Source organism: Saccharopolyspora karakumensis, assembly GCF_004349225.1.
Classification (GTDB): domain Bacteria; phylum Actinomycetota; class Actinomycetes; order Mycobacteriales; family Pseudonocardiaceae; genus Saccharopolyspora; species Saccharopolyspora endophytica.
Genome location: NZ_SMLA01000006.1, coordinates 178707 through 191459, shown reverse-complemented (window position 1 = coordinate 191459; position 12753 = coordinate 178707). Strand labels below are relative to the sequence as shown.

13 protein-coding genes and 1 pseudogene are annotated in these 12753 nt (G+C 68.1%); 11 read left to right on the top strand and 3 right to left on the bottom strand.

The genetic code is table 11. The annotated features are described in order from the left end of the window. Positions 1 to 171: 171 nt before the first annotated feature. Genes E1202_RS06790 through E1202_RS06780 form a run of 3 tightly spaced genes read right to left on the bottom strand, consistent with a single transcriptional unit; the run spans position 172 to position 2196 of the window. Positions 172 to 591, bottom strand: coding sequence for a hypothetical protein (locus E1202_RS06790; protein WP_132681686.1), 420 nt, complete (start codon positions 589 to 591; stop codon positions 172 to 174). Position 592: 1 nt separating this feature from the next. Next, positions 593 to 1900 (bottom strand): DUF6973 domain-containing protein, encoded by a 1308-nt coding sequence (locus E1202_RS31690; RefSeq protein WP_207918491.1) that lies wholly within the window; start codon positions 1898 to 1900, stop codon positions 593 to 595. Then, the gene (locus tag E1202_RS06780) at positions 1897 to 2196 is read right to left on the bottom strand and encodes a WXG100 family type VII secretion target (RefSeq protein ID WP_165943758.1); all 300 of its coding nucleotides are present in this window, start codon (positions 2194 to 2196) and stop codon (positions 1897 to 1899) included. The genes E1202_RS31690 and E1202_RS06780 overlap by 4 nt, the downstream gene beginning before the upstream one ends. Positions 2197 to 2398: 202 nt before the next feature. Here E1202_RS06780 and E1202_RS06775 point away from each other — a divergent pair, with 202 nt between their 5' ends. From E1202_RS06775 to E1202_RS06730, 11 genes and pseudogenes are all read left to right on the top strand, one after another. Further along, positions 2399 to 3088 carry a DUF5753 domain-containing protein gene (locus E1202_RS06775; protein WP_132681684.1) on the top strand — a complete coding sequence of 230 codons (690 nt, stop codon included), beginning with the start codon at positions 2399 to 2401 and terminating at the stop codon, positions 3086 to 3088. After that, positions 3081 to 3275, top strand: coding sequence for a DUF397 domain-containing protein (locus E1202_RS06770; RefSeq protein ID WP_132681683.1), 195 nt, complete (start codon positions 3081 to 3083; stop codon positions 3273 to 3275). Before E1202_RS06775 ends, E1202_RS06770 begins: the two co-directional genes overlap by 8 nt. A gap of 140 nt (positions 3276 to 3415) precedes the next feature. Then, positions 3416 to 3826, top strand: a complete 411-nt coding sequence (locus E1202_RS06765) for a hypothetical protein (protein WP_132681682.1) — start codon at positions 3416 to 3418, stop codon at positions 3824 to 3826. Further along, positions 3823 to 4353 carry a DUF3558 domain-containing protein gene (locus E1202_RS06760; RefSeq protein ID WP_132681681.1) on the top strand — a complete coding sequence of 177 codons (531 nt, stop codon included), beginning with the start codon at positions 3823 to 3825 and terminating at the stop codon, positions 4351 to 4353. The genes E1202_RS06765 and E1202_RS06760 overlap by 4 nt, the downstream gene beginning before the upstream one ends. A gap of 13 nt (positions 4354 to 4366) precedes the next feature. Next, positions 4367 to 4816 (top strand): annotated as a pseudogene (locus E1202_RS32040) (PPE domain-containing protein); the annotation flags it as partial. A gap of 141 nt (positions 4817 to 4957) precedes the next feature. Beyond that, the gene (locus E1202_RS32035; protein WP_235877797.1) at positions 4958 to 5740 is read left to right on the top strand and encodes a hypothetical protein; all 783 of its coding nucleotides are present in this window, start codon (positions 4958 to 4960) and stop codon (positions 5738 to 5740) included. Positions 5741 to 5842: 102 nt separating this feature from the next. Continuing rightward, a complete protein-coding gene (locus tag E1202_RS06750; protein WP_132681680.1) occupies positions 5843 to 6667 on the top strand; it encodes an ESX secretion-associated protein EspG in 825 nt (274 codons plus the stop codon). A gap of 160 nt (positions 6668 to 6827) precedes the next feature. After that, positions 6828 to 8147, top strand: coding sequence for a M16 family metallopeptidase (locus tag E1202_RS06745; protein ID WP_132681679.1), 1320 nt, complete (start codon positions 6828 to 6830; stop codon positions 8145 to 8147). Then, positions 8144 to 9511 carry a M16 family metallopeptidase gene (locus E1202_RS06740; RefSeq protein ID WP_132681678.1) on the top strand — a complete coding sequence of 456 codons (1368 nt, stop codon included), beginning with the start codon at positions 8144 to 8146 and terminating at the stop codon, positions 9509 to 9511. The genes E1202_RS06745 and E1202_RS06740 overlap by 4 nt, the downstream gene beginning before the upstream one ends. Before the next feature lie 25 nt (positions 9512 to 9536). Beyond that, positions 9537 to 10463 (top strand): NAD(+) diphosphatase, encoded by a 927-nt coding sequence (nudC, locus tag E1202_RS06735; RefSeq protein WP_132681677.1) that lies wholly within the window; start codon positions 9537 to 9539, stop codon positions 10461 to 10463. Positions 10464 to 10662: 199 nt separating this feature from the next. Further along, positions 10663 to 12738: an ATP-dependent DNA helicase UvrD2 gene (locus tag E1202_RS06730; RefSeq protein WP_132681676.1), complete on the top strand. Its 2076-nt coding sequence runs from the start codon at positions 10663 to 10665 to the stop codon at positions 12736 to 12738. The last annotated feature ends 15 nt before the right edge of the window (positions 12739 to 12753 follow it).

Sequence of the window (12753 nt, the reverse complement as noted above, 5' to 3'; positions counted from 1 at the left end):
CGCCCCGCCCGACCACAAAGCCTTCATCCCACCGACTTCCACCCAGACCCACAACGGCCTCAAACCCTAACCCCACGAACACGCCACGAAACCAGAAACGCCCAAACCAACGCCCCGCACCATGACGCCCGCGACTGTCACCAGCCGGTCGGAGCGGTTCGAATCATTGATTCAGGGAGAGACGAGGTCCAGCACCGTGGAACCGGGGACGGGCCGGCCCTTGAGCACCAGGTCCGCACCGTAGGTTCCGGGCATCAGGTTGCTGGGACGCGTTTTCACCGCGCGGATCAGCTTTCCGTTCTCCATGAAGAAGAGGAGGTGGTAAGTCGATTCGATCGAATCGCCCATGTCGACCTTGGTGCCTACGGTCTTCTCGATCTCGTCGCGCGAGTCGTACTCGCCGAAGATGTGCACGGTGTCCCAGTCGCCTGGTGCCATGTCCTTGAGTCGTCGCTCGCCGCCCGGGCGGTTGACCTGCTTGATCTGCGCTGAAAGGGCGTCGTCCTCTTGCGGTTCGACGTCATCGCGCAGTGCTCCGCACCCGGTGGTCAACATCGTGATCAGCGCGAAGGTGATCGCTGCCCGTTTCATGTCAGTAGCTCCCGTCGTAGTGCGGACGGCTTTCGCCAGGCGTCGGGTTGTAGCCGGTGGATGAAGTGTCGTCGTGAGGCGTCGGGTCGTGACCACCGAGGTCTCGTGGCCCGGTGCCGAGCCCCGTCTGGCCGAGAGGGGTCTGGTCGCTGTAGGTGAGTTGAGAATCGTGGTTGTGCACGAGGAGCTCACCGCCGCGCACGGCCTCTTCGACCTTTCGCCCCAGTTCCTCTGGACTTGCGTCGGGGTTCTCCATGGCGATGCGGCGCCCCACCTCGTTGTTGTAGAGATCCATCGCTTCGACGGTCGCCGCGTTCTGGTTCTCGCCACCGAGCCGCTCATGAGCAGTGGTGTAGTTCTCGGTCCACTCCGGGCCGAAACGCTGCGTCAGCATTGCGTTCCAGTAGGCGTGCCGGTATGCGTCGGCATGCCCATCTCGTTCTCCTTGCCCGCCGAACGCTGTCTCACCCGATTCCTTGGCTGTGGAGTAGATGTCGTAGGCATCTTTGATGCCCATGGGGCCGAGTTCAGACAGGAGTTCGGCCTCTCCGGCGGTCATCTCCTGTGGTTCGAGGCCGAGCTGTTCGGCGATCCAGCCCATCGCGCCCTCGGGGAACGTGACCATGCCGTTGCGATCGGGAGTTACCTGGTATTCGCGGAGGATCTCCTCGATCGGTTTTCGCTGGTCGCCTGAGACGGCTGACAGGAAGGCGATGGGCCCGAGAGGACCGGCCGAAACGGACGTGAGCTTGTTCGCCGTCTCCTCGTCTTCGGTGCGCACCTCGGTCAAGAGCTTCGCCGCGTCCGCGACGGCCTCTCGCGATTGGTTCGCGAGGTCGGCGGCAGCAGGTGAGGTCGCAGCGTTGGGCGGTAGTGCATCAGCTCTGTGCTGCAGGTCGAGCAGGTACTGCTGGAGCGCGGTGTGCTCCTGGTGCGCGGACCGGAGAGAGTCGGCGACCGAGGCCAGCAGCTTGCCTGCTGCGGTGAAGATCGCGCTGTCGGTCTCCAACTCCTTCGTCGCGGACACCAGCGCGCCGCTCGCCGCATCAGCGGCCTGGCCGGACCAGATGGCCGGCAGTCGTTCGACAGCCATGGCCGCCGACTCCTGCTGCGCTCCATCAAGGCCCTGACCTGCTCGGTTGAACGCGTGCAGAAGATCGTCGACCCCGCTGGGATTTCCCAGCGGTTCCCCCAGAGCACGCCGGGCATCGGCGATCGCGGCAGCGAGGTTCTCCGGTCGCAGGGAACTCGCGATCCGCTCAAGATCCGTGGCCCGGCGTGCTAGATCGTCCGTGGTCGTCTGGTTCACAGGACACCACCGATCTGCCCCTTACCGGACTCGTCCGCGGCGTCGTACGTATCAGCGCTGTCGTGCACGTCCTGCGCGGTCCGATCGTAGGTCTCCAGCCGCTTCGTGAGGTTGTCGAAGAGCAGTTGTTGGAAGGCGCTGAACGCTTCTCCGCAGGTCGTCGTGGCGAAGACCCGACCGCCTTCCGCTGAGGCGCCGTCCCACGCGGAGCGGATCGAGCGCAGGTCCGTCGCCAGCATGCCGATCTCGCGTGAGGTGTTCCGGACCTCGTCGGGCGTCAGGTTGAACCCGGTCATGAATGCGACTCCTCCCCAGTGGGTACGTCGCGGCCAGAGAGTCTCGCAATCAAAGAGCGCGCACATCGGCGGATCAGGGGATCTTGTGAAAATCCAGACAGCGTGCCGAGCCTTGTGCTTTGAGCAGGGCCTGCTTGGTGCGCATGGCCCTTGATGTCGATGGGAGCCACCAGAGGGTGCCCAGGGGGATGGCGACGAGGAGTTGGACGAGGTCGGCGCGCTGTGCGAGCTCTACGGAGCGACGGGGGAGATGCGCGGCCTGCTGGTCGCCAAGGCCGAGGCCAACGACGGCACGACGATCAACCTGCCGTCGGGCGACAAGTACACCGACCAGCTCGCGAACATCATGCTGCTGGAGACCGAGGCGCGGCGGGCGACGGCCTGCGAAATCGCGCTGGTGCCAGGCTTGTTGCAGACAGCCGAATACGCACGCCAGATGATTTCGACCGTTGATCGACCGCAGAGCGAGATCGAACGCCGGGTCGCCACCAGAATCGGACGACAGGCTGTGCTGTCTCGGCCGAACGGCCCCGAACTGCGATTCTTGATCGATGAGTTCGTGCTTCGGCGTCTGATCGGTGGGCCGAAGGTGATGCGGACCCAGCTTCGGAAGATCGTGGCGGAGTCCGAATGGCCGAACGTCCGCGTGCGGGTGCTGCCGGCTTCGGCGGGTGCTCATCCGGGATTGGACGGAACGTTCGCCATCTACGAGTTCGCAGCGCTGGAGACTTACGTCTACCTGGAGAACAGGAAAGGCGGGATCTTCGTTACTGACGGCAACACCACGCAACAGTATGTTGAGTCCCGCGACGCGCTGTGGGACGTAGCGCTCGGTGAGGAAGAGTCGGTCGGGCTGATCGACGCGCTGGCAGAGGGGCTGAACGATGACTGAGCTGGTCTGGCGGAAGAGCAGCCGGAGCGGGTCCTCGACGAACTGCGTCGAGGTCGCGCGAGCCACCGAAATGATCGCGCTCCGTGACTCCAAAGACCCGGAGGGTGGTCAGCTCCGGGTGGGCGAGTCCCAGTGGGGAGCCTTCTTGAAAGGCCTGAAGAACGGCCGTTTCCGCTGCGCCGAGTAGATGATCTTGGCGCTGTGACCTGGTGCGGAGCGTTCCACCGGTCAAGTTTGTCCAGATTCCTCGGAACCGTTACGCGCGCGGGCGCGTCAAGCTAAAGTAACCACGGTTCATGGGGGATCACAGGGTCCGGAGGATCTGGGATGACTAGCGCAGAGGGTGGGTTCGCCGCCGCGAAAGAGGGCCTGAAGGCCGTCAGCGGTCAGACGCAGTGGATCAACTCGCAGGTCGGTGCGGGCAAGCTCGCACTGGACCCGGAGGCGGCAGAGAAGGCCGCTAAGCACTGCGAAGAAGAAGTTCGCGAGCTCGCGAAGCTCCTGAGGAACGCGGCGGCGTTGAGGACCGTCAAGGGCCTGGGTGACTACGAGGATGGTCAGCAGCTCGCCAAGCGCTTTCAGGACAAGGCAACCGACCCCGAATCGGGCATTCTCAAGTTGATCCGTGACATGCAGGACGAGTTGACGAAGCAGGCGGAAGCATTTCGCGCTGCTGCCAAGGACTACCGTGCCGTCGACGAACAGAACGCTGACGACCTTAGGCGAGGGATGAAGTGAGCACGTTTTCCAGGTCCTTGTTCGCGACCGCAGCCGGCTTGGCGCTTTTCGGCCTGAGCGCTTGCGGCGGAACAAGCACTGGTGGTGGCCCCTCGGTGCAGCCACCCGCTCCGGGCGCGGCTCTTCAGAGCTTCGACCCGTGCACGTTCTTCACGCCTGAGGAGCTGACTTCGTTCGGCGTGGGGACCACCTCGCAAGACTTTACCCAGGTCAGCTTCCAGCCAGGTTGCGAATGGGAAGGTGAGAAGCTGTCGATCGGACTGCAGAAGAACGCCAAGGACACCGTGCAAAGCCTTGGGCAGGGTGGTGGCTTCGACAAGTTCGAGCCGACGAACATCGCAGGTCGTGAAGCCGCGGAGATCATCGTCGGTGGAGCGACTGACCAGGGTGTATGCAACTACGCGGTGTCCGCTGGCGGCGGTTTCGTGATGTACCAGCTTTCCGGATTCATGCGTGATTCCGTTCCGGATCCGTGCGGCGAGCTTGAGAAGGTCGTTAACCAGACTGCTTCGAGATTGCCTCAGTGACACAGGGGGAGTGATGGGGCTTTTCAGCGCACTGGACAATGCCGGCGGGCACGTTTTCGGTTGGGAAACCGAGGCTGACGAGAACCGCATCGAGCAAAGTGCCGAGGCCAAGCGGATTGCTCAGCAGCAGCAGGCGGAGCTCGCGAGGCAGAACTCGGGCTTGAACGTCGGTTCTTTTGATTCGCCTGCCATCACCCAGTGCATCAACTGGGGCGGGCGCAGCCACGCGGACATCTACAAGACCAACCAGGAGTCAATCGATCAGGCGGCTGTCGCCGAGGTGGCGCAAGCCTGGACGAAGCTTGCTGAAGGTCTTCGCGAGCGTGGCGAGCGGTTCGGTCCGGACCTGTCCAACATCGTTCGCGATGGTTGGCAGGGCGAGGCGGCTGACGCTGCGGCTGAAGTCGGAAAACCTGCATCCGAGTGGATGAAAGCCAGCGCCGATGCCGTCGAGATGACAGGCAACAACCTCAACACGGCTGGGGATGCTGCTGGTCAGTCGAGGAAGCTTGTCCCGGAGCCGGAGGGGTTCAGCTGGGGTGAGGCCGCGGCGTCCGCGATTCCATTCGGTCTCAGTGGGGGCGGTGTCAACGCTCTTTCTCAGATGGAGGAGCAAGAAGAGGCTGAGAAGGCTGCTCAGGAGACGATGGGGCGGGTGTACAGCCCGACGCTGACGCAGGTCGACGCGAAGATGCCGCAGTACACCGTGCCTGACGGCTCGACCACGAGCCCGCCGCCGGTTGCGCCGCCCGGCGGCACCGACTGGGGCGGTGGCATGGGCGACGGCGGCAACGTTCCCGGTGGTTCCGGTGCGGGCTCCGGCGCAGGTAGCGGCGGCTACTCCGGTAGCGGCGTGCCCGGCGGTGGAATCCCCGGTGGTGGCTACTCCGGTGGTGCTTATCCGGGTGGGAGCAGTCCTGCCGGAACCGGTGCGGCCTGGGCGAATCCGCCGGGTGGCGGTCTCCCCGGCGGAGGTTTGTTCGGTGGTGGCGCGCCTGGTGGCGGAACTCCCGGCGGCGGAGCAGGTCTCGGCCTCGCGGCCGGCCTCGGCGCGGGTGCCGGAGCGGGCATGGGTGCGGGCGGTCGCGCCGGTGGCGTCGGCGGTGCGGGTGCTGGGGCTCGTGGTGCCGGAGCGGGCATGGGCGCAGGTGGCCGGGCCGGGGCCGGTGGTCTCGGCGCAGGTGCCGGTGCGGGTGCTGGAGCCGCGGGTGCCGGTGGTCGTGGTGCCGCCGGTCGCGGTGGCATGGGCGGCATGGGGGCCGGTGCCGGCCGTCGCGGTGAGGGTTCCGAGGACGACGAGCACGAGCGTCCGTCCTGGCTCGAAGAGCAGGACGACGTGTGGATGAACGACATGCCCAAGACGGCACCGCCGGTTCTCGGCGAGTGAGCGGGCTTTTCACCTGATCGAAGTGGTGACGCGATTTCCGTCGAGATCGCGTCACCACTTCGAGCCTTCCTTTTTTGCTTCCACGAGTGGGAGAAAGCTCAAGTGAGTGTGTTGGGTCGGTGGCAGCTGCCGCCGGTGCACCTGGACATCGTGCTCAAATACCTGCGGATCGACGGTCTCACGCTGCCGATCAGCACCCGGTCCTTCGGCCACACCGCCGATCAGTTCTCGACCATCGGAAAAGCGGAACTGCCGATCATGGAGGCCAACGGCGTCGTCGTCGACGACGAGGTCGTGCCGCCGCTGGTCGACGCGCTGAAAACCCTCGCCACGCCTTATCTCTGGGTCGATTCGATGTGGTTCCCCGAGCCGGGGAGCGACCACTGCTGGCGCGCGGTCGCGGTGTTCGCCGAGGGCAACCGGATCGTGCTCGGCGTGCAGGCACCCAGCGAAGACCCCAAGCGCGGGGGACTGCTGACCGTCGAGGTGCACCAGAACGCGCCGCTGCCCGGAGTCGTGCTCGGCACCCTGCCGCCCGCCAAGCCCGGCAGCTACGGCCCGATCCGCGTCCCGCACAGCTCGATGCAGGGCGATCAGGTCGAGGACTACGACCCGTCGAGCATGATGGAGACCGCCACGCGCAAGCGCGGCAGCAGCGGCGACCAGCAGGTCGAGCTCTACGAGAAGATCGGCAAGGTGCAGCACGTGCGCATCGGTCAGATCGCCGCCAACATGCGCGACCAGCACGGTCGGCGCCGCCGGACCCCGGTGGTGTCGTGGTTCGACAACGCCGAACCCGACGGCCGCTACCTCAACCGGGTGGAACGCGCGAGCACCGGGGAACCGCTCTACGCCCTGCTGCCCGCGGACGCCGGTCTGATCGGCAACGAGATCAACTCGTTGATCAACCAGGTCCGCCAGGCCTGAGCCCGTTCCGGCTGGTCGGTATGTCGCATTGAAGCAGGTCAACGGCCTCTTCGGGGTTGCTCCGGTTGCCGTTTCGCGGGGTGGCCGGAGTGTTGCGACACGCCGAAAGGTGTCGAAGGGGGCACACACAGGTTGACAGCCCGCACGTAGGCTGCATGGCATGGTCGAACCCCAGCTGCATCGCGTCACCTTGCCCAACGGGCTGCGCGTGGTGTTGGCACCGGACTCGGCGGCGGGCCAAGCATCAGGTCAGGCCCCTGTGGTCGGTGTCAGCGTGCACTACGACGTGGGCTTCCGCTCCGAACCCGAAGGGCGCACAGGATTCGCGCACCTGTTCGAGCACTTGATGTTCCAGGGCAGCGAGAGCCTCGAGAAACTCGCCCACTTCCGCCACGTGCAGGGCTCCGGCGGCACGTTCAACGGTTCGACGCACCAGGACTACACCGACTACTACCAGGTGCTGCCCTCGGCGGCCCTGGAGCGGGCGCTGTTCCTGGAAGCCGATCGGATGCGCGCCCCGAAGATCACCGAGGAGAACCTGGCCAACCAGGTGGACGTGGTCAAGGAGGAGATCCGGCTCAACGTCCTCAACCGCCCCTACGGCGGTTTCCCCTGGATCCTGCTGCCGCCGGTGCTCTACTCGACCTTCGCCAACGCCCACAACGGCTACGGCGACTTCACCGATCTCGAAAGGGCCACCGTCGACGACTGCGCGGCCTTCTTCGACACCTTCTACTCGCCCGGCAACGCCGTGCTCACCGTCGCCGGTGACCTCGACGTCGACCGGACGATCAAGCTGATCGAGAAGCACTTCGGCGACGTTCCCGCCCGCCCGGTCCCGCAGCGGCCTTCGTTCGGCGAGCCGTTCCCGACCAGCGAGGTCCGCGGCAAGCACACCGACCCGCACGCGCCGCTGCCCGCCGTCGCGCTCGGCTACCGGCTGCCCGACCCGGTCGGCGAGCTCGACGCCTACCTGGCCAACGTCGTGCTCTCGGCGATCCTGTCCGACGGCGACGCCTCCCGGCTCCAGCAGCGCCTGGTGCACTCCGAAGCGCTGGTCGTCGACGTCAGCGCCGGTACCGGCCTGATGGGCGCCCCGCTGGACGCGCGCGATCCGGACACCTTCACCTTCACCGCCATCCACACCCCCGACGTCGGGGTGGAGCGCGTGATCGGGGCGATCGACGAGGAGCTCGACAAGATCGCCTCCGACGGCCCCACCGAAGAGGAACTGCACCGGGTCACGGCCCGCTGGGCGGCCAGCCTCTACCGGGAGCACGACCGGGTCATCTCGCGGACGCTCGACCTCGGCAGCACTGAGCTGCTGCACGGCCGGGCCGAACTGATCTCGGAGCTTCCCGACAAGATCGGCCAGGTTCGCGCCCAGGACGTCAGCGCGGCGGCCAAGGCGCTGCGCTCCGACGCGCGTGCCGTGCTGGAGATCGAACCCGCTGGTGACGAGAACGGAGGTGCGGCATGACCCGCGCAACGCACCGCAGCGCCGAGGAGATCGGCCGCACCGAGGTGGGCCCGCGCCCGCTGCCGCCGCTGGGCGAGCCCCGCGTCGGCGTCCCGCCGGCCGGTGTCGACACCGCGCTGCCCAACGGGCTCCGCGTCATCGCCGTCCGCCACGGCCAGGTGCCGATGGTGGAGATGCGCCTGCGCATCCCGTTCGCCGGTGAGGCCGAGGAGCACCCGGCGCAGGCCGAGGTGCTGGCCGAAACCCTGCTGACCGGCACCGCGCGCCGCGACCGCGTCAAGATGGACACCGACCTGGCGGCCGTCGGCGGCGACCTGCACGCGGTGGTCGACCCGGAGCGGCTGAGCATCGCCGGAGACGCGCTGGCCAGCGGCCTGGACACGCTGCTCGACGTGCTCGCCGACGCGCTGACCGGCGCCACCTACGCCGACGACGAGGTCAACGCCGAGCGCGCGCGGCTGGTCGAGCGGATCGGCGTGGCCCGCTCGCAGCCGCGGGTGATCGCCCGCGAGGAGCTCCAGCGCCACCGCTACGGCGACCACCCCTACACCCGCGAGGTCCCGCAGGCCGAGGACGTCGCCGAGGTGACCCCCGAGCAGGTCCGCGCGCTGCACAGCGCCGCAGTGCTGCCGCGGGGATCGGTGCTGGTGCTGGTCGGCGACATCGACCCCCACGTCGTGATCGGCGAGGTCGAGCGGGCCCTGGCCGGCTGGAAGTCCGAGGACTCCGCCCGCGAGATGCCCGCACTGCCGCTGGTCACCGGCGGCGACGTGCGGCTGGTGCACCGCCCCGGCGCCGTCCAGTCGCAGCTGCGGTTCTCCGCGCAGGCGCTGGCCCGCACCGACGAGCGCTACCCGGCGCTGCAGATCGCGAACCTGGTCTTCGGCGGCTACTTCTCCTCGCGACTGGTGGAGAACATCCGCGAGGACAAGGGCTACACCTACGGCGCGCACTCGTCCTTCGAGTTCACCAAGGGCAACGGCACGCTGCTGGTCGACGCCGACACCGCCAGCGAGGTCACCGCGGCCGCGCTGCTGGAGACCCGCTACGAGCTGGCCCGGATGGCGCTGGTGCCGCCGTCGGAGTCCGAGGTCGAGTCCGCGCGGCAGTACGCGATCGGCGGGCTGCTGACCTCGACCGCCTCGCAGTCCGGCCTGGCCTCGACGCTGTCCGCGCTGGCCGCAGCCGGCCTGGACCAGAACTGGTTGACCGCGCACGCCGAGCGACTGCGCGACGTCACCGTCGAGCAGGTCGCCGAGGCCGCGAAGCTGTTCGCGCCGTCGGAGTTCACCGGCATCGTCGTCGGCGACGCCGACAAGCTGGCGGACGAGCTGCGGCTGCTGGGCGGCGTGGAGCTGCCATGACCCGGTTACCGGATGGAGCGCAAGAATGACCTGCGAAGTGTTCGCCGGTGCGGGCTTCCAGCTCGACTCCCCGCCGCTCCTCTCGCGGTCCACTGTGGACCGTCGGGAGGAGCTGCGGGAATCGCTCGACGGCGGCGCGAAGCTGTGGCACACCGGCAAGGTCGTGCTCGTCGACGCCAAGGGCCGCACCCAGATCGGCGAGGACTCCCGGCTGATCGTGCAACCCGCCGTCGACTTCGGTGAGCGCCCGTCGCCGAACGCGGTGCTGCTCGGCGTCGAGGACGACGTCAGCTACTGGGCGCTGCGCACCGACCACGACGGTGCGCAGGAGGGCTGGCGGGACCTGCGTTCCGGCGGCGCGCTGCTCAACGACACCGACGCCGGACTGCTCACCACGGCCGTCGGCCTGCTCGGCTGGCACGACAACGCCCGCTACTGCGCGGTCTGCGGCGCGGCGACCACCCGCGTCCGCGTCGGCTGGGCGCGGCGCTGCTCGGGTTGCGACCGCGAGGAGTACCCGCGCACCGATCCGGCGGTGATCTGCCTGGTCAGCGATGGCGAGGACCACGTGCTGCTGGCCCGTCAGCCGATCTGGCCGCAGTACCGCTTCTCGGTGCTCGCCGGGTTCGTCGAGGTCGGCGAGTCGCTGGAAGCCTGCGTCGCGCGCGAGATCCAGGAAGAGGTCGGCGTCGAGGTCTCCGGCATCCGGTACCTCGGCAGCCAGCCGTGGCCGTTCCCGCGTTCGCTGATGCTCGGCTTCGCCGCCGTCGCCGACCGCAACGCGCCGCTGGTGCCCGCCGACGGCGAGATCGAGGAAGCGCGCTGGGTTTACCGGGACACGATCCTCGCGGCACTGGACGCCGAGGGCGAGCCGGTGGACGGCCTCCGCCTCCCACCCGGTGTCTCCATCGCGTACCGAATGATCAAGGGCTGGGCCACCTCCGAGCCGTAACACCCCCACACTCAGGGCAATTCGAATGTCGCGCGAGATCTGAGCCGAAAAGTTCGGACTCGAATGTCGCGCGAAGTTCGAATCCGTCCCCCCGGGATCGGGCGTGTCCGCGCTGGTCAAGGTCGTAGGGACGCGATCCGGGCGACACACGGTGGTGGGTATCGCCTGATCGGTGTTGGGGGTCTGCGAGGATGCCTGCATGGCCGATCAACCGCGTCTCCTGGAAGGTTTGGACCCGGAGCAGCGGCAGGCCGTCATCGCACCGCGCGGGCCCGTGTGCGTCCTGGCCGGTGCGGGAACGGGGAAGACCCGGACCATCACCCACCGCATCGCCCACCTCGTCCAGCGCGGGCTGGTGACGCCCCGGCAGATCCTGGCCGTGACCTTCACAGCGCGCGCCGCGGGCGAGATGCGCACCCGGTTGCGGGAGCTCGGAGCCGCGGGGGTGCAGGCCCAGACCTTCCACGCGGCGGCCTTCCGACAGCTCCGCTACTTCTGGCCGCGCGTTCACGACGCCCAGATGTGGCAGCTCACCGACAACAAGTTCCGCCTGGTCATGCAGGCCGCGAACCGGCTGGGGCTGTCCACCGAGCGCGAGGACGTGCGCGACCTCGCCAGCGAGATCGAGTGGTCGAAGTCCTCGCTGATCAGCCCCGAGCAGTACCCGGCGGCCGCGCAGCAGGCCGGTCGCGAGACGCCGATCCTGCCCGAGCTGATCGCCAAGGCCTTCGCCGGGTACGAGAAGCTCAAGAGCAGCGCGCAGCTGCTCGACTTCGACGACCTGCTGCTGCACATCGCCGCGATCCTGGAGGACCGCGAGGACATCGCCGAGGAGTTCCGCAGCCAGTACCGGTCCTTCGTCGTCGACGAGTACCAGGACGTCAACCCGCTGCAGGCGCGCGTGCTCGACGCCTGGGTCGGCAACCGCGACGACCTGACCGTGGTCGGGGACGCCAACCAGACCATCTACTCCTTCGCGGGCGCCTCCCCGAAGTGGCTGATCAACTTTCCGCGCAAGTACCCCGAGGCGACCGTGGTGCGCCTCGAACGCGACTACCGGTCGACTCCGCAGGTCGTGGACCTGGCCAACAAGGTCATCGGCGCCGCCCGGGAACGTCCGGCCGGCACCCGGCTGAAGCTGGTCGGTCAGCGCCCGGACGGTCCGCGCCCGGACTTCGCCGAGTACGACGACGAGACCGACGAGGCCGACGCCATCGCGCGCAAGATCGCGCAGCTGGCCAAGCGCGGCGTGCCGCTGTCGGAGATCGCGATCCTGTTCCGCGTCAACGCCCAGTCCGAGGTCTACGAAAAGGCGCTGTCCGACGCCGAGATCCCGTACCAGGTGCGCGGCGGCGAGCGGTTCTTCGCGCGCGCCGAGATCCGCCAGGCCATGGCCACCTTGCGCACCGCGATCGCCCGCGACACCGCGGCCGAGGACCTGCCAGGGACGGTGCGCGAACTCCTCGTCGAGGTGGGCCTGACCGACGAACCACCGGCCGGCGGGTCCGCCCGCGAGCGGTGGGAATCGCTGATCGCCCTGGTCGAGCTCGCCGAAGGGCTCGTGGCCGCGGTTCCCGACGCCGATCTGCGCCGCTACGTCGCCGAGCTCGACGCGCGCGCAGAAGCGCAGCACCCGCCGACCGTCGAGGGCGTCACGCTCGCCTCGCTGCACGCGGCCAAGGGACTGGAGTGGGACGCGGTGTTCCTCGCGGGCCTGGTCGAGGGAACCTTGCCGATCCAGCACGCCGACACCGACGCGGCGGTGGAGGAGGAGCGGCGGCTGCTCTACGTCGGCGTCACCCGCGCCCGCGAGCACCTGCACCTGTCCTGGGCGCTGGCCCGCGCCGGGGGACGGCGGTTCCGGCGCCGCAGCCGGTTCGTCTACAACCTGGTGCCCGACGGCCACCCGGCGGCGCTGCCGAGCAAGGCCAAGCAGCCGCAGCCTCCCGCCCGGCAGGCCGCGACGATCACACCGCAGTGCCGGGTGTGCTCGTCGACGCTGGTCAGCACCATGGACATCAAGCTCGGGCGCTGCTCGGACTGCCCGTCCGACGTCGACGAGACCCTGCTCGAGCAGCTCAAGGCGTGGCGCAGCGAGCGCGCGCGGCAGCTCAAGGTGCCCGCCTACGTGGTGTTCACCGACGCGACGCTGACCGCGATCGCCGAGCAGCGGCCCGCCGACGAATCCGCGTTGGTCGGGATCTCCGGAATCGGCGCGATTAAGATCCAGAAGTTCGGCGGCGACGTGCTCGCCTTGATCAATCGGGTGAACTAGCAAAACCGCAGGTCA

Excerpts from the sequence above, each read along its gene's own strand:
- E1202_RS06790 (WP_132681686.1), bottom strand. The coding sequence starts at position 591 with ATGAAACGGGCAGCGATCACCTTCGCGCTGATCACGATGTTGACCACC.
- E1202_RS06780 (WP_165943758.1), bottom strand. The coding sequence starts at position 2,196 with ATGACCGGGTTCAACCTGACGCCCGACGAGGTCCGGAACACCTCACGC.
- E1202_RS06770 (WP_132681683.1), top strand. The coding sequence starts at position 3,081 with ATGACTGAGCTGGTCTGGCGGAAGAGCAGCCGGAGCGGGTCCTCGACG.
- E1202_RS06765 (WP_132681682.1), top strand. The coding sequence starts at position 3,416 with ATGACTAGCGCAGAGGGTGGGTTCGCCGCCGCGAAAGAGGGCCTGAAG.
- E1202_RS32035 (WP_235877797.1), top strand. The coding sequence starts at position 4,958 with ATGGAGGAGCAAGAAGAGGCTGAGAAGGCTGCTCAGGAGACGATGGGG.
- E1202_RS06745 (WP_132681679.1), top strand. The coding sequence starts at position 6,828 with ATGGTCGAACCCCAGCTGCATCGCGTCACCTTGCCCAACGGGCTGCGC.
- E1202_RS06740 (WP_132681678.1), top strand. The coding sequence starts at position 8,144 with ATGACCCGCGCAACGCACCGCAGCGCCGAGGAGATCGGCCGCACCGAG.
- nudC (WP_132681677.1), top strand. The coding sequence starts at position 9,537 with ATGACCTGCGAAGTGTTCGCCGGTGCGGGCTTCCAGCTCGACTCCCCG.
- E1202_RS06730 (WP_132681676.1), top strand. The coding sequence starts at position 10,663 with ATGGCCGATCAACCGCGTCTCCTGGAAGGTTTGGACCCGGAGCAGCGG.